The sequence below is a fragment of the Candidatus Poribacteria bacterium genome, from assembly GCA_026706025.1.
GTDB lineage: Bacteria > Poribacteria > WGA-4E > WGA-4E > WGA-3G > WGA-3G.
In genome coordinates this window covers 157,941-175,063 of record JAPOZO010000020.1, presented here as the reverse complement: position 1 = coordinate 175,063, position 17,123 = coordinate 157,941, and the positions used below count along the sequence as shown (strand labels likewise).

The following is a 17,123-nucleotide window of genomic DNA, read 5'->3' as shown; positions in this document are numbered from 1 at the left end:
TCAGCCGATCCCCATTTCGGTAGACTCCGTCGAGCAATTCACCAAGCCTCTGATGTAATTCCGTTGTTGAAACTTCTTTCCTCATTGTTCTCTCCGATTAGTGTTGTTAGTGTACAAGGTAGGAAATATATTACAAAGTATATCATAGGTTCCACGAAAAATCAAAGGTTTTTGGGCTGTCTAATAGGGCTATTTATAGTAACATTTAAAATTAAAGAGAAACTTTTCTGTTGAAAATCAGTGAAACCCAATATTCTATCCTTTGAAAAGTACGTACATCGCGAAGAAAAAAATCGTCAATCTTGCAGAAAAGTGATATAATAAACATTACACGATAACCGTGCTTTGTATGAAACATACTCCTATTTTTTCTCGAACTCACGTCGGTGAACGTGAAAGAGGAAGACATCTTCATGAAACGGGAAATCTTTTTCTGGTTAATCCTGCCCATTGTTCTATCCGTAAGTTTAACCGATACTTTCGCCCAGTACCAACCGCATACACAATTGCGTTTACCAAAAGGTGCCAAAGCCCGATTTGGTAAGGGTTCAATACAAGCAATCGCGTATTCCCCAGATGGGACTCGTTTGGCAGCAGCAACCGACATTGGAATTTGGATTTATGATACACAGAGGGGGGAAGCACTAAATCTACTCGCTAGAGACACTGGATACATCGGTTCCATCTTTTCTGTAGCGTATTCACCTGATGGCAGAACAATTGCCAGTGGTGGATTCGGGCATTGGGAAGTAAATCTGTGGGATGCAACCACAGGGAGACACAAAGCAACACTCAAAGAACATACAGAGAGAGTCTTTTCCGTAATGTATTCTCCGGATGGTAGGACTATTGTCAGTGTAAGTAGGGATGAGACCGTCCGGCTGTGGGATGCCGCTACAGGGAAAAATAAAGCAACCCTCAGAGGACACACGGGTTATGTCTATGCCGTGGCGTATTCCGCGGATGGTACGACTATTGCGAGTGGGAGTGGGGACAAAACCGTTCGGCTGTGGGATGCCACTACAGGAAAACACAAAGCAACACTCAGAGGACATATAGAGGCTATTCACTCTGTAGTATATTCTCCGGATGGAAAAACAATCGCAAGTGGTAGTGATGACAAAACCGTACGGTTGTGGGATGCTGCCACAGGACAGGAGAAAGCAGCGTTCAAAGGACATGAGGGACGTGTTTCTTCCGTAGCGTATTCCCCGGATGGTAGAACCCTCGCAAGTGCTTGTTACGACAGCGTTGTACGGTTGTGGAATGTTGCTACAGAGCAGCAAAAAGCGACGCTCAGAGGACATACCGGATGGGTTCAGTCTTTAACCTATGCTCCGGACGGAGAAACCCTCGCAACAGGTTCAAACTGGGACGGGACGGTCTGTTTATGGGACACAACGACCGGACAACACACAGCAACATTCGCCGGACATACCAGTGCTTTTTATACTGTGGCGTACTCACCAGACGGTAAGACTCTCGCAACTGGGGATTATAGCCACACAGTGCGATTGTGGGATGCAACGACCGGAGAACACAAAGCAACACTTAGAGGACACACAGATAATGTCACATCTGTAGCATATTCTCCAGATGGAAAAACAATCGCAAGTGCAAGTGGGGATACAACCGTTCGGTTGTGGAATCCTACCATAGAACATCAGTTGGGAATGCTCAGAGGGCATACGGGATATATCAGTAGTATATGCTATTCCCCAGATGGTAGGACAATTGCAAGCGCGAGTGGAGATAAAACGGTTAGGATATGGGAGCCTGCGACAAGCACCGCATCCATATTCAATGGGCATACAGGTGCGGTCAATTCGGTAGTATATTCTCCAGATGGAAAAACAATCGCAAGTGCAAGTCGTGATAAGACAATACGTTTATGGGATATCAACTCTGGATGGGAAATAGGTACACGTATGGGTAGGAACAGTTCTCAGTCAATAGCGTATTCCCCGGATGGAAAAACAATCGCAAGTGGGGCTGGTTTTAAAGGGTTGCAGTTATTAGATGTTGCCACAGGAGTCGCCAGAACTACAACATCAAAATTCGAGCAAATAGCTACTATATCTTCTCTCGTATATTCTCCAGATGGAAAAACAATCGCAAGCGGAAGTGGGGAGGTAATACACTTGTGGGATAGCACGACAGGGGAACATAAATTTACACTTGAGGGACATACATCAGATGTCACATCCGTTGTGTATTCTCCAGATGGAAATACGATCGCCAGCGTGAGTTACGACGGGACAATTCTACTCTGGTATATTCCTTCCCCTACATCGGTATTGAGGTCGATCGTATTGAAGTCAACAGAGGTTATTATCTATTTATGGGCACTTTTGCCATTCCTCTGGTAACTTCACAGGACAGAAAGTTTAGTTCCATAGGGGAAACTACAGAAATAAATGATACAATTCAAGGGAGTTATATCTGAATGTACAACCTACATGGAAAAGTCGCTTTGGTAACAGGCGCGGGAGGCAAAAATGGCATCGGACGGGCAATTGCGACGCGCTTGGCGAAAGAGGGTGCTGATGTTGCTGTTAATGACATCACCGAGCATCCCTACGCTGCAGATCAGACAGAATGGCAGGGTTTACCTGATGTTGTTCACGAAATTGAAGCGATGGGACGACATGCCATCAGCGTTGTCGCGGACGTTGGGGACGCAGAACAGGTAAAAGAGATGGTTGACAAAACCGTTGCACACTTCGGTAAAATCGACATTCTCGTCAACAATGCCGGAACAATCGCTGGTAAGGATCGTGTGCCTGTCGTAGATCTGACTGAAGAAGATTGGGACAGAGTCCAGCGGGTCAATGTGAAAGGCGTATTCCTCTGTTCACAAGCGGTGGCACGCCATCTTATTGCGCAGGGAACCGGGGGTAAAATCATCAATATGTCTTCTGTTACTGGGAAACGCGGGTCAGCGCGCTTTGCCGCATACAGTGCCTCGAAATTCGCTGTGATCGGTTTCACACAATCGCTCGCCTGTGAACTTGCCCCTTATCGGGTCAACGTCAACGCCATTTGTCCTGGACTTGTAGACACAGAACGCGTTACACATCTGGCATCTGTGCTAATGCCGGATAATCTTTCCGCTGATGAGCAACTCTCGGAATACACACGCCAATCCGAAGCAAATGTACCCTTTGGGCGACTCGCCGAGGGAGCAGATGTCGCCAAGATGGCTGCTTTCCTCGCCTCAGACGAAGCCGCTTATCTTTCAGGGGTCTCTATCACTGTTTCAGGCGGCACAGTGATGGACTGAAAATTAACGCAAGATGCGTTGATCACTGAGGTCTTTCCCACCGACTGTTTTGACGATAGACGCGCCACGCCACTCCTTGACTTCCAATTCGTGGAAGGCGTTGACAATGTTGTATTGTGTCGGTAGGTCTTCCCAGCGCGCTTTGTGGAATTGCACTGTGCCTTCACCGCGCCAATGCTCCTTCACAACTCGGTTCGGGGTACTCGCAGGCGTTAGCACGGCGTAAGTAACGTCGGCAGTGCCCCATTCGCCGGTTCTTGGCATATATTTATAATGGAGCGTGCCGGTGAGCGGTTGTTCGCCAGTCGTCTGTTGCGGTGAAGGGGACGTGGTTGGTATTGGAACCTGTTCTGTCGCTCGGACGTGCATGTCCATAAACTTAAAGCCGAGCCAACTGGCGGTACAGTGTGTCTCACCATTAAACGTCAGCGGATCTGGCAGTTCGCAATAGATTTTGGAGAAACCTAATTCCTCGCGTCCCGTCAAAATCGGATCTGTCAGATTTTCCCAGAGCACTGTCAAAAACGATCCCGTCGCTCGGTCTACTTCACCCTCGAAAACGACTGGAAAACTAACACCGAGGGTATTATAACCGCGTCCTGCCAACCACTCAATTTCTTTCATGTAGCCGCCTGACACGGATACGACGGGTTCACCGTTAAGCGAAAATCCCGGCGGTAGAAAAGCCTCCAATTGCTCGCTATTTGTCAGGAAACTCACCGAAACTGACGTTGATTTCGGGTTATCTTTACACTCAAATTTTCTGCCATCGGGTCCGTATCTCGGGCCTGTCCTCGGTCCAAAATGCGTCGGCATCCGGTACATTGCTTTCGGATCGAACTTATATCCCATCTCATTCCCTCCATGTATGTGATATATTTCTATTCTATCAATATAGAGTGGAATGTCAAGCCTAAAGTATAAACCTGATGGCTCTGATCGGATATGGATTTTGTGCGAGAAATATGATATAATACCTTCCAATACAACTATATCTCTAAAACAGAATCGATCATTTTATGAAAACGGATAAAAAGGGGAGCCTTGTTCTCCTCATTCTTTTCCTCTGTGGAAACATCGTAAACGTATTTGCGAATGGCACTCACGCCGCATCAAAAAAAGAATCGACTGAGCAGATAGCCGCCGCTCGCCCTGATAGCTATCCACCACTCGGTGTTATGGGAGACCATGGGCACAGGGCAGGAGAGATGATGTTGTCATACCGTTCCATCGAGATGGCAATGGACGGACTTCAAGACGGGAACGCCATCTCAATCGAAGAAACACTTGACGACTACCTGATGGTACCCGTCAGAATGCGGATGCGAACGCACATGTTCGGAGCGATGTTTGCTCCGCACGACAGGATTACGCTCATGGCAATGATGAGTTATCGGAACAACTTCATACAAATGAAAGGGGCACACCTCCACAGTCCCGGAGGAGACGGGCCCGTAGGACACCATCACATCATAGGAGATCCGTCAGGGACGATCGCCGGATTCGGGGATATTACACTTGCCGCCCTCATTCCACTGCTCAACGCGTCAAACGCCGATCTCCGCCTCAACGCCGGTGTCTCTATACCGACAGGATCTATTATTTCTGCAAGAGGCGCGTACACCAGCAGCACCGGCGTAACCGGTCTTCATTACCCGATGCAGGTGGGATCTGGCTCCTTTGAACTCAGACCGGGACTCACCTTTGCAGCAACGCACGGTGCTTGGTCTTATGGTGCTCAAGCACGCGGTGCGATCCGGCTCAACAAAAACAAGCGCGATTACAGATTAGCACCCACTATCGGTTCCACGCTTTGGAGTGCACGCAGGCTTAACGACTCTCTTAGCATTTACCTCCGCGGTTCATTTGAAAATTGGGGGAACATTACCACGTTCACCTCGGAAGAAGAGATGGTATCCCACGATAGGTACGCCGCACTCACCGGAACGACACGATCTGACTATACATCTCCGACGATGGATCCAAATCTTCAAGGGGGGAGGCGCGGAAGCATGTCCGCCGGTGTGAACTTCATCTTCCCCGACACACCCGGCGGAATTTTAGCAGGCCAACGGTTCACTTTTGAATTCCAGATGCCTGTCTATGAAAACCTTGACGGACTGCAGATGGCACTCGACGCAACAACCCTTCCCGATTGGCAAAATTTCATGCTACTTCACTATATCGACTGGACAATCGTCGCCGGTTGGCAATACCCTCTTGATCAGAATCCCGATGGGGCACAGATGAAACTCGACTGGACAGTCGTTGTGGGTTCGCGCAATTTCCTGTACCTTACCGATGTCTATATCTCCGAATTCGACTGGATAATCGTTGCCGGTTGGCAATACGCTTTCGGGTTATGATAAATGTTTTTTACCAGCACTCCACAAAACTGAAAGGATAACCTAACTATCTATGCGCATAAAATACAACACGCACGCAGCGTTAATAACGCTCATTATCACGGCATGTCTTCTGAGCAGTTGTGAAAGAATTCCGACACAGGTTATTCCCACGGAACCTGCTGAAAAAGTCGCAGTTGCCGTCATCTCTGAGAAAGACGGAAGCGGTCTGACGGGCAAAGCCGCGTTCACGGAAATGGATGGAGCAGTTCACGTCAGGATTGAGATTCAGCATGCGGTCCCCGGTTTGCACGCAGCGCATCTCCACGAAGGCACCTGCGCCGACGTGGGCCCACATTGGCATCCTATGGCGGTTCCCGCAGGGACAGTCGGTATCCCCGTCGCCGAGGCGACACCTGAGGCACCGCCTATCGGTGTCGGTGAAATCGGCAACATTCCAGTTGGTGAAGATGGAACAGGTGTCTTAGAATTTAAAACGCCGCTCTGGTCGCTTGGCGGCGATCCGAATACCGATATTCTCAGTAAACTGTTACTTATCCACGAAACAGGCGACACGTTCCAGACCAATCCCCATGCACACCATACAGCAATGGCGATGTCAGAGATGCCTACCGCTGATGCAGGCACAGCCGGGCATACCCACAATATGGCACAGATGCAGATGGAAACGGAAATGGCGATGGCGGAAGCCGCACACGTTTGTACGCTGACGGTACTTGGTCAACAAGTTGACTTGGAACTCGATCACCATCTTCCGGGTCAAACCGTGGATCAGCATAGCCATGACCCGTCGGAACTACTGCTGAATTGTTTCTTTACCGCTGAACAACTGCTGGACCTGGCGTTTTTGCCTGTGATTCAGATGACAGAATCGCCGGAGTTTCAAGCACTCTTGGCAAGTGAACAGCGCAGCTTAGCTGCCTACCACGAATTTTTTCGTTCTCAAGGCACGCCTATCGATCCCGATTTCTTCACCAATCAGTATCGCCAAACCTTTCCGACCGAAGCACCTGAAGCATTTGAGCAGGAGATGCGGATGCGGTTAACACACCTCTACATTTCATCCGGCATCGATTTTGAGAACCCTACAGACTTAGTGGGTTACAACCAACTCCTCATCACGTTTCTGGATGCACGGACGACTGCGTGGATGTTAGGCTATTTCCAAGGGGACGATGTGGCGTTTGGTGTGTGGATTGTTAACGTGCTTAAAGACGTACAAGTTAGGACAGGCGGCGGAGCTCGGATTGGCTGTGGTTTGATTGAGTTGATAAAATAAAATTATCTCTGCTGTAGGAGGGGCCTCCCCAGTCACGACCGTCCAATCAAATTGCTTAAAAAGTCGAAACTGAACAACCCTATCATTCTTGGCAAACCCCTTGAATTAAACATCGAGTTATGCTACGATGCCACAAACCTTCAACGGAGTAAGCGTATGAAAATCAAAGACATACAGACCGTCCGAATCAACGTACCACCGCGAGACATCAAACGCACGGAGCCGCGCCGTGAAGCGTGGAACGCACACGCCGAAGTCGCGAACCCGATGTCGCGCTACCCGCAATACAAACGCCACCGTTCGAGTTGGATGCCGAAGTGGGATACCGTCTACGTCAAAGTCACCGCTGAAGACGGAACTTGGGGGATAGGTGAAACTTCGTTCGGTACACCGGTCGCGGCGATTATTGATGAGCATTTCGCACCGATGCTGATTGGCGAAAACTGCTTCGCCGTTGAGAAGATTTGGGATATGATGTTCCGTATGTCCAAACCCTACGGTTCACAGGGTTTAACGAGTTGTGCGATGAGCGGGGTTGATATTGCCCTATGGGATTTGAACGGCAAGATTAAGAACCAACCTGTCTATGAACTCCTCGGTGGCCCCTTGCGTGAGAAGATGTTCGCTTACGCCACGGGTAACGATACCGATTGGCAGTTGGAGCTCGGATTCAAGGCAGTAAAGTTAGCATGTCCGTATGGACCCGTAGACGGCGAATGGGGCTTGAAAGAGAACGAAAAACTGGTGGCAAAAACGAGAGAGACCGTTGGCGATGATGTTGAGATTATGCTTGATTGTTATATGGCGTTTGATGTCGATTACACCATCCGCTTGGCACACCGGCTCCGTCCGTATCGTCTCAAGTGGATCGAGGAGTTCCTCATCCCCGAAGACATTGACGGTTTAGTGAAGGTCAGAGAGGCTGTTGATTGGGTGAGTTTAGCGAGTGGCGAGCATCATTATACTCGCTTCCCGTTTCAACAGATTATTGAGAGACGATGCTTGGACATCTTGCAACCCGATACCTTCTGGGTAGGTGGCATCACCGAATGCGTCAAAATCTGTCATCTCGCAGACGCTGCAGGACTGACTGTTATTTTTCACGGGGGTGGTCTCCGACAATCTGGACTCCATCTTTCTGCTGCGATGCCAAATACACCTTGGGTAGAATACTATCTCGGTGTCCCACCGGGTGTGCCGTTGGAGGAGACAAAGTTGTTTGAAGGCGAAACTCTCCCGACAGATAGTTATATCGCTCCAAACAACGGGCCTGGACTCGGTCTGCATATTGAAGAGGAGTGGTTGACACCGAGAAATCCGCGATAATATGCTGCGCTACATCACTTGTTTTCTCTTGCTTTGTATCGGCGGTAACACGAACGCGCAAGTGCTTATTGATTCGGTTATCGCGGTTGTCAATACGGATGCTATCACGCGCAGCGAACTCGAAAATGAATTTCGTATCGCTGCTATCATGGGGAAGCCTCGTGCCGAGGCACCAACATCTGCCGAAAAACGCGCCGTGTTAGAGACTATCATCAACCGTAAATTCGTCTTACAAGAATCGGACCGAATCGGAATTGTGGTTGCCGAGCGCGATGATGAAGTTGCGGGAAAGATTACGGAGATCCGCACAAGGCATGCTTCTATGGCAGATTTCCAGAGCGTTTTACAGCACTACCGGTTGGAAACCGAAACCTTGAAAATGTGGGTTTATGAACAGCTCATTTACGATGAATTTTTCCGGCGTAAATTTTTCAATGCTGTCAACAGTGCAGAAGTCGAAAAATTAGCCAAATCACACTATGATATGAATAGTGCCGAATTTGTCGTCCCCCCCACGGTCACCTTCAACTCGCTCCTTATAGTCGCTCCTGCAGATATATCAGAAGCGGAAGATCAGAACATGGTGGACCTGGTACACCAACTCAGTGCACATTTGCAGCAAGGGAAAACATTTGAGGCGGTGCGTAAAACTTACGAGACGCAGCTGACACTTAGATTTTCGGTCTCGACAGTTGAGACAGACACGCCGTTGGGGAACATTGTAACCGAATTGAAAACTTCTGCGCGAAGTCAACCGATCATGGTCGCGCAAGGATACCAGATTGTTGAACGCATTCGGCATAACCCGGCGTATCAAAAAGCATATTCAGAGGTCAGTGAGGAGATCACAGATCGGATTCGACAAGCGGAAGCAGAAAAAGCGTTTAAAACGTGGTTAACCAGACAGAAAGAAGAGAAAACCTGGCATATTTTAGATGATGAACTGACGCGAACGGAAAACGAGGTAGAATAAACAAATGTGGGATCATCAGGGTTTGATTCATCACGAAAATAGACGATCACGCGGGACTGTTCCTCAGGTGAAGTGGAAGCATTGCGTCATCGGCATGCTTCTGTTTATGTTCGCCACATGGGTGTCTGGAGATATATTGCGAGGGGATATAACAGCCTATCCTAAAACGTTTCAGGAGCAGTTGAAAGACGCACAACGCGCCTTTCAAGCCGAACAGTGGCAGGAGGCATTCCATTTATATCAAGTCCTCACTGAAGAGGCACCAGAATTGCCGATTGCTCATATTGGTAAAGGAGATGCCGCCGCAAAACTGAAAGACTATCCGACCGCGATTACTGCTTTCCAACGTGCCTTGCAACGCCTCTCAACGCAACAGCACGCCGACATCGCGATCGCGCGCCTGCGATTCATCGTACAAGCCAAACTTGCTGCGGCGTATCATCGCAATAAGCAGCTTGATGAAGCCGACATGTGGTTCCAAAAAGCCATCAAAGGTGCTGGTGAGGACGCACCGGTGGCGTGGTATGTGGCTTTAGGACAAATTGAAACCGAGCGTGGGAATTTAGAGCAGGCACGCAGATACTATATCGTCGCTGTGCAACTGCAGCCGGACACAACTGCTGCATACAACAATCTTGGGCATGTCCTTCTCAAACTCAACCGTATTGACGAAGCCGATGCCGTATTTAGGGAAGCACTCACCCAAGACGAAACGCTTGCGAGTGCGGCGTTCGGACGCGGTGAGGTAGGCGTAAGCCGTGGACACCTTGATGTTGCCCGTCATTTTTACAAACATGCTATCCAACACGCGCCGGACGAACCCACATTTCACAAATCACTCACAGATGTCCTCCGCGGTATGGGAAACAGTGAAGCAGCCGAAGCCTCTGAAGCGCGGTACCGCCGAACACTTGCTGAACGTTATCTCCGTCAAGCCCATTGGTTCATTGAGAAACAGCAGCTGCAGCGTGCCTTAGAACCTCTCAAGAAGGCACTTGAAACGGACGATACGTTTATGTCAGCACTTAAAGATTATGCGTATGTCCAGATGCAACTCGGCAAACTGGCAGCCGCGAAGCAGACATATCAGCGTGTTCTAACCGTAGAGCCGACCTCCCGTCAGGCACTTTTACATCTCGGCATGATAGAAGGTAAGCTCGGAAACGTGACGAATGCCGCAGCACACTATCTCACGCTCATCAAACACAATCCTGATTTTATGGATACCTACGTGCAACTCGCCAATTTATATGAGCACTCGGGAGACTTAGCAGCGGCCGAGCAAGCACTTACGATGGGAATAGAACACGCATCGACATGGGCACCCGGTTATTTATGGCGTGGAAAGATTTACCAAAAACAGCATGCGTCTGACCTTGCGGAAACCGATTTCCGTCATGCGATCCAACTTGCCCCGGATGTGCCATTTCCGAAAGAAGCGTTGGCATCCCTACTCGCGATGGAAAATAGGAAACTTGCTGAGGCACTTACACTTGCGGAGACTGTCGTTAAAAGGGATAACCGACCGGCACACCGTGCCACGCTTGCCTTTGTCTACTACCGCCTCAAGCGTGTGTCCGATGCGAAACGTGAAATTGAAGTGGCTTTTACGCAAGCCCGTAAACACCCTTATGTCCTAAAAATTCGCGCACAAATTCTAAAAACCGATAAGTAGTGACTCTTTATAGTAAATTCCAAAAATAAATACACACTTTCAACCCCCGGTAGGTGCGGTTTCCTAACCGCACCGATGCTGAGTGTATAAATAATTACAGAATCTACTATAATATTATTTTTTTCTTGAAAATTAAAACGAAGTATAGTACTATTTAATAAGGTTGTGTATACATAAACCAGAAGAGTTAAATTCTGAAATGAATGAGCTTTGTTGCATTAAGCTCGAAACTCTTCGTCAATTCTTTTTCAAATACAGAGGAAGGAGCATTATAATGCTTAGATTTCAGATAGCTTTGTCTATCATTTTGGTTGGTTGTATGGCTTTCCTATCTTGCGGCCGGATGCAGCCTGGTTTAGATGATCCGGTTACCGAGGAAGCACCCATGGAAACGGCAATGGAAACGACGATGGAAGAGGCCGCGCACAAGTCATGGGATCATGTTAAGCTTCCAGCACCGACGATGACCGTAGAGGAAGCTGCTGCAGCTATGAATCCTGGCGGAACTGGTGCAGCACACGGCATGGGCAGTCGCACTGTCTATTTCAACGAAGTTGGTGCCATGGCGAATAGGGCAGGCATAGTATCCCCCGCAGAGTATCCGGTAGGTACCATGATTGTCAAGGAAGTCATGGATGTTACCGAGATGTTTGTTATGCAAGTCGTAACGATGATGAAAAGCGACGACCCGATGTATGCAGCGCATAACGGATGGATGTACGGTGCAACCCAGCGTGCTTCAGAGACAGAAGAGTTAATGATGCCACACCAGCTTACCGTGGAAATGGCTCAAGGATGTCACGATTGCCACGCAAAAGCCTCGGTATCGGTACCAGTTGCAACTGACAGTGTCTTTGTGTCGCTTCCCATGAAAGCTGTTGAGACACCAGAAACGCCTGACGCTGATGCTGATGCTGACGCTGATGCTGACGCTGATGCTGATGCTGATGCCGATGCTGATGCTGATGCTGATGCTGATGCTGACGCTGATGCCGATGCTGATGCTGACGCTGATGCTGATGCTGATGCTGACGCTGATGCCAATGGTGGTAATGGCAATGGTGGTAATGGCAACGGTGCTGGTGCTGGTAACGGTGCCTAGTAGTTCTATCTCACAACACCTTCAAATAAGAAGGGGACCGGTAACAACATTCTATAGTTGCCGATCCCCTTTTTCCTTTCTACCAATGTCTTAGGCGATAAATGCACCACTTTGTGCTGCGAGCAAGACCTTTACGGAATCTTCTGATACTGTCACTTGATTCTCATTGAGCAGGTCTTTGGCGGAAGTTTGGAACAATACATTTGGAACTTCAATCGTTTGCGTACACCGACTTGTATTCAATGCGATCAAGACAGAATTGGTTTCTGAAGCGCGTAGGTAGGCGTAAGTTCCTTGTTGAACATTTAGATGGACAACCTCTCGCTTACCGGAAGCGAGTACCAGAAACTGTTTTCTTAATGCACCCAAACGTCGGAAATAGGTTAGCAAATCTTTGTCCTGTTTATCTTCCCATAGCATAGGCAAACGTGCTTCCTCAAAGCGTCCAAGCGGGTTTCGTTGCGAAACGCCTACTTCAGTACCGTTGTAAATTATCGGTGGCGCGGAAAGTGTGAACAGCACTAATGCTGCCAACCGGACCTTTGCCTTATCTTCACCTGCCGAATAGAGGATGCGTGTCATGTCGTGGTTGTCTAAGAACGCTGGGAGTGAAAAATCCTGTGGAAAGTAAGCCTCATGTGCCGCTAAAAATGCTTCAAACTCCAGTAGTGTAGAAGTTTCAAGGACGAAGGTTCGTCGGAGTGCATCCGCAAGCAGAAAATCAAGGCATCCATCAAAGTGCGGAACGTAAGCGGCTATTCCTTCCGAGTGACGGACCACCTCCCCGACAAGAAAAACATCAGGATTCACCTCTTTACATGCTTGGCGAAAGTCTGCCCAGAAAGTGTGCGGCGGTCCGGGTGCATAGTCAAGCCGATAACCATCAACGCCGCTTTTTAGCCAATACTGGGCACACGCTAATAGGTAGTCACTTGCGGGTTTGTGCCTTAAGTTTAATTGGGGCATCCCCTTCACACCGAAGAAGCTTGTGTATTCATCGGGCCACCGCTGCCATGTGTACCACGCTCGGTATTCGCTGTTTTCATCACGTTGTGCTGCTTGAAATGTCGGATGTTGGTTGGACCAGTGATTGGCAACAAAGTCCAAAATAACCCGAATCCCACGCTGATGCACTTTTTTAATCAGTTCGATTAGATCCGCGTTCGTGCCGAATCGGGGTTCAACGGTGTAGTAGTCTGTTGCATCGTAGCCGTGGTGTGTTGGGCTTGCGAAGAGTGGTGAGAGCCAAATAGCGTTGCATCCGAGGGATTGAATGTAGTCAAGTTTCTGAATTACACCGCGGAGCGTTCCACCGAAAAACCCGGAGAGATTTGTCGGTTCTTTCCACGAGACACCGTCACCCGGATAGAAACGATCCAAGAAAACATGATAGATAACGGCATCACGTACCCACATTGGGGTATCGTAATCATCAACTGAGATAGCGAATTCGGTTGCTTCCGATAACACGCGCGCTTGATTATCCGCGAAGATCCATCTATCCGTCCCTACGACGCGTCCGCCGATGCGGTAGTGTAATGTCGCGCCGCTTGCTTGCGGTGGGACCTGCCCGCGCCAATAGCGAACATATCGCCATTCAAGTGTATTCCATGCGGATTCGCCTGGGACGAATTCAAATGTAATCTCTTCACCATTTACATTCATCCAACAGCGAACCGAATCGTAAGCGATACCGCCAGATGTTGTCACGTGGAGCGTGATGGGTTGGTCGGGTTGAGGGCGCGTCGGCGATTCAGACTGCCTACCCAATCGGTGCAGATGCTTAATGCCTCCTAAATTGCTTCGGTATTCAGCGGTCCGATTATCAAAATCCTTTTGGGAGCCAAACATAATATCCTCTGTTGTCCTAATCGTGTGATTTGTTGCATGTTCCAAGCAACAAAAAAAGCCGTGTCGCGAGTACACGGCTTTTTTATTTCCGTTACGAATTGACTTATTTATCGCCCCAAGCGGCCCCGCGTGGAATCCATAAGCGTTGTCCGACACTCAGTTTCGTCCGGTCAAAGATATAATCATCTTGGTTCGCTGCGACTAACCGTTCCCACATCTCTGGGTTATCGAAAATCTCAGGACGTGCAGCGATGCGTTTGAGAGCCGCTTCGCCATTTGCTTCCTGAATATCCTCTTCTTGGACACGGTATCTGTCAAGTTTTTCCGGACTGGTAATGCTGAAGCTGAAGCTATGTGGACTTACGAGGGTATTGCCTGCCATATCGGCAGCCCCGGTGACGGTGACGGTGTACATCCGCCCTGCCCGCATCGGCATGTCGGATGTAAACATTACAGAATCGCCAGTCCCACTCACTGTCCCTGCCAGCGTTGCATCCATCGGTTCGCTCATCGAATCTTCCGTTTTCGCGACGGCTACACTTATTGAGACGCTATCGCTATTGACGGCTTCACTAAACGAGACCGACACGCTGTTCATCACATTGAGTGAATCCTCATATTCAGAGATGACTGTGCCATCAGCGGGTTCGTTCATCGTCACGGTTGGTGGTGTTGCGTCGGTGTATGTAAACTGCTGTGAAAGCGTGACCGGGACTTCGGGTTTCCCTTTGTTGGTAATGACAACAGAGACGGATTCTCCTGCCATGCCGCCGGGTGTCACTGCCGTAATTTGGGTTTCACTTGGAACCGTCACGCTTGTAGCGTTTTTCCCGCCGAACGTCACGGTTACCCCATTTTTCATATCAAATTTTTCGCCGGTAATCTGGACGGTTGTCCCACCGGTTTCGGGTCCTTGTGTGGGGTTCATCCCGCTCGGCAGCGGTTCTGGATTACAGCCGCCGCAGCCTACCATCCACGCGCAGACAATCGTGAGGATAGCCAGAACGGCTATATTTCTGGGTTTTTTCATTAATTCAGTCTCCTTATCGTCAGAAAAAGTCTCATTCCGTACCGCGGTTTTGGTGCAGCTTGCTGATTTCCAAAACTTGCTGTAAAGAAGTCGCGCAGCTGACTGGTCTCCAAAACTTGCTACTACAAAGTAGAATCTCGTGGATTAGAAGGAAGCCTCTAAATTACACCTTAAATTATTATACACCTAAATTGGTAAAGTTGTCAACATTTTTTCCGAATTTACAAGCAAACCCTTGCTCGGTAAAGCCTTAACCGCGCCAACTTGTCCGCTTTAACGGGTCTCGGACAGAGACAGTGAGGTCTGGACCGAAGCCTTCTACCGCCAATCTCACTGTGTCTCCGTCACCAACAGCGGTGAGTGCCTCATGATGTGTGCCTGTAGAGACGACATCCCCCGGTTCCAGTGTTACAACGTTGGTCACCTCTGCCAGCAATTCTGGAATGAAGCGTGCCATGGAATTCGTGGAAAAATCGTGTTGCAACCCGTCATTGATCCAGAGTTGCACGCCGAGGGCGTTCCCGTCAGCCACTTCGTCAGCGGTGATGAGCGCGGGTCCCATCGGGGCAAACGTATGCCAACTTTTCCCTAAGAAGAATCCACCGGGTAGCCCCCGTGCAGACACATCAATGAATTGCGTATAACCGAATACACAGTCTAAGGCATTTTCTTCGGAGAGATGTTTCGCTGTTTTGCCGATGACGATTGCCAATTCGGGTTCAAAATGGAATACAGTAACATCTGCTTCTGGTAATTCGACCGTGTTTTTTGTGGCAACGATACCGGTTGGCGACTTTAGAAAGGCGTTAAACTCACCGCGAGACGGGCTGTCCGGCTCAATGTAATTGCCAGCGAGGCATACGAGCTGACCTGGGCGCGGTAGCGGGGCTTTGAAACTAACACTGTCTAAAGCGGTAGCAGTTCCATTTTCAGCAGCATCCGCTATTGCTGGACGTAGATTATCGAAATCCTCAATCACCATCCGTATCAATTCTTGCGGTGTATGATGCGAAATACCAGTCAGGGCATCGCTGATGTTAACAATTCCATCTGCTGTTATTACACCGAGCTGATAGTCATTAAAGAATGCAAATTTCATTCAGTTATTTGCTCCTGTGTTAAGACGTTTTGCAAGCGGATGGTTCCGCTCCTTTAACGGCAGATGCACCTTCGCTCCACTAAAATGGGATACGTAGGTGGCACTCACACACTCAAGGGATGTAAGTGCGTTGCGTCCGCCGAGTTCTGGTTGATTTCCGTTAAGAATTGCGTCTCGCATATTTTTTGCACTCCAGATAGTGTGGCGAGACTGCCACGCTTTTCCAGAGATGAGAAATGCTGACGCATCAAGTTCTATCCGTTCCCATACGGGTGTGTGTGCTGCAAACGAGACATCAAAGGGACAGTACCACATCTCATCTATACCTGTGTCCGGGCTCGGTTTTATCATCAGTTGTCCTTCCGAACCGAGCAGATGGGGTCCCATCATCCATCCATGTCTCGGTTCGCGGCAATAAAGTTCCATAATACCGTAGGCACCACTCGCGCCACCAATATGCACAAGCATCGTATCGCCTGCGACGATGCCGTTGTCGCGGCGGTCGGTTTTGCACAATTCACTGCTGTGCATAATGTCTGCGTCCGTTACATCGTGTCCTTGATAGGTAATATGTGCTTGGATCCAAGAGATACCGTCCAAGAAGAAATCCATCTCGTCAAAATAGTGGACCCCCATTTCCATCAGTTCAAACCCGGCTTCGCGGCCTTTGCCGACTTCCCGAATTGAACGGAGTTCACCGATTTTGCCTGCATCAATCAAGACTTTCGCGTGCCGAAAGAGCGGTGTAAATCGAAATTGATGACTGACAGCCAAGTGTACACCTGCCTCACGACACGCCGCAAGCATCTGATCGGCTGTTTCTAAATCAACAGACAACGGCTTCTCAGATAAAACGTGGATGCCTGCTTTTGCGGCAGCAATCGCAATCGGGGCATGTAGCGGGGCATGTGTACACACACTTACGATATCAAGGGATTCCTGTGCAAACATCTCCTCATAGTCAGCGTATCGTTTTGAGACCCCGTATTCATCGGCGCGGTTGTTGAGGGCATCGCGATTGATGTCGCACATTGCGACGAGATCAATCCCTTCCAAGTTCGCGTGCGCTGCGGCGTGGCTTTTACTAATCCCGCCACAACCGACAATGCCTACTTGTAATGTCATCAATTTCCCCCAAA

At 49.0% G+C, this 17,123-nt stretch carries 13 protein-coding genes; 8 read left to right on the top strand and 5 right to left on the bottom strand.

Annotation, left to right across the window (positions count from 1 at the left end; genetic code table 11):
• Window positions 1–413 precede the first annotated feature (413 nt).
• Together OXH00_04665 and OXH00_04660 are read left to right on the top strand one after the other, a co-directional pair.
• Window positions 414–2,369 (top strand): hypothetical protein, encoded by a 1,956-nt coding sequence (locus tag OXH00_04665; GenBank protein MCY3740291.1) that lies wholly within the window; start codon window positions 414–416, stop codon window positions 2,367–2,369.
• Between the two features lie 77 nt (window positions 2,370–2,446).
• Window positions 2,447–3,283 (top strand): 3-oxoacyl-ACP reductase FabG, encoded by an 837-nt coding sequence (locus tag OXH00_04660; protein MCY3740290.1) that lies wholly within the window; start codon window positions 2,447–2,449, stop codon window positions 3,281–3,283.
• A 3-nt stretch (window positions 3,284–3,286) separates the two neighbouring features.
• Here the strand turns inward: OXH00_04660 and OXH00_04655 are convergent, their stop codons facing one another.
• Window positions 3,287–4,135, bottom strand: a complete 849-nt coding sequence (locus tag OXH00_04655; GenBank protein MCY3740289.1) for an acetoacetate decarboxylase family protein — start codon at window positions 4,133–4,135, stop codon at window positions 3,287–3,289.
• A 167-nt stretch (window positions 4,136–4,302) separates the two neighbouring features.
• Between OXH00_04655 and OXH00_04650 the strand changes: the two genes are divergently transcribed.
• The 6 genes from OXH00_04650 to OXH00_04625 all read left to right on the top strand — a co-directional run bounded on the left by OXH00_04650 (window position 4,303) and on the right by OXH00_04625 (window position 12,004).
• The gene (locus tag OXH00_04650) at window positions 4,303–5,649 is read left to right on the top strand and encodes a hypothetical protein (protein ID MCY3740288.1); all 1,347 of its coding nucleotides are present in this window, start codon (window positions 4,303–4,305) and stop codon (window positions 5,647–5,649) included.
• Between the two features lie 52 nt (window positions 5,650–5,701).
• Window positions 5,702–6,928 (top strand): superoxide dismutase family protein, encoded by a 1,227-nt coding sequence (locus tag OXH00_04645; protein ID MCY3740287.1) that lies wholly within the window; start codon window positions 5,702–5,704, stop codon window positions 6,926–6,928.
• A gap of 156 nt (window positions 6,929–7,084) precedes the next feature.
• Window positions 7,085–8,254: an L-rhamnonate dehydratase gene (locus OXH00_04640; GenBank protein MCY3740286.1), complete on the top strand. Its 1,170-nt coding sequence runs from the start codon at window positions 7,085–7,087 to the stop codon at window positions 8,252–8,254.
• Between the two features lies 1 nt (window position 8,255).
• Window positions 8,256–9,227 carry a SurA N-terminal domain-containing protein gene (locus tag OXH00_04635; GenBank protein ID MCY3740285.1) on the top strand — a complete coding sequence of 324 codons (972 nt, stop codon included), beginning with the start codon at window positions 8,256–8,258 and terminating at the stop codon, window positions 9,225–9,227.
• A gap of 4 nt (window positions 9,228–9,231) precedes the next feature.
• Window positions 9,232–10,902, top strand: coding sequence for a tetratricopeptide repeat protein (locus tag OXH00_04630; protein MCY3740284.1), 1,671 nt, complete (start codon window positions 9,232–9,234; stop codon window positions 10,900–10,902).
• A 385-nt stretch (window positions 10,903–11,287) separates the two neighbouring features.
• Window positions 11,288–12,004, top strand: coding sequence for a cytochrome P460 family protein (locus OXH00_04625; GenBank protein MCY3740283.1), 717 nt, complete (start codon window positions 11,288–11,290; stop codon window positions 12,002–12,004).
• A gap of 90 nt (window positions 12,005–12,094) precedes the next feature.
• Here OXH00_04625 and OXH00_04620 read toward each other — a convergent pair whose 3' ends face one another.
• From OXH00_04620 to OXH00_04605, 4 genes are all read right to left on the bottom strand, one after another.
• A complete protein-coding gene (locus tag OXH00_04620) occupies window positions 12,095–13,855 on the bottom strand; it encodes an alpha-amylase family glycosyl hydrolase (protein ID MCY3740282.1) in 1,761 nt (586 codons plus the stop codon).
• Between the two features lie 103 nt (window positions 13,856–13,958).
• Window positions 13,959–14,885 carry an Ig-like domain-containing protein gene (locus OXH00_04615; GenBank protein ID MCY3740281.1) on the bottom strand — a complete coding sequence of 309 codons (927 nt, stop codon included), beginning with the start codon at window positions 14,883–14,885 and terminating at the stop codon, window positions 13,959–13,961.
• A gap of 250 nt (window positions 14,886–15,135) precedes the next feature.
• Window positions 15,136–15,984: a fumarylacetoacetate hydrolase family protein gene (locus OXH00_04610; protein MCY3740280.1), complete on the bottom strand. Its 849-nt coding sequence runs from the start codon at window positions 15,982–15,984 to the stop codon at window positions 15,136–15,138.
• Window positions 15,985–17,109, bottom strand: coding sequence for a Gfo/Idh/MocA family oxidoreductase (locus OXH00_04605; protein MCY3740279.1), 1,125 nt, complete (start codon window positions 17,107–17,109; stop codon window positions 15,985–15,987).
• Window positions 17,110–17,123 lie beyond the last annotated feature (14 nt).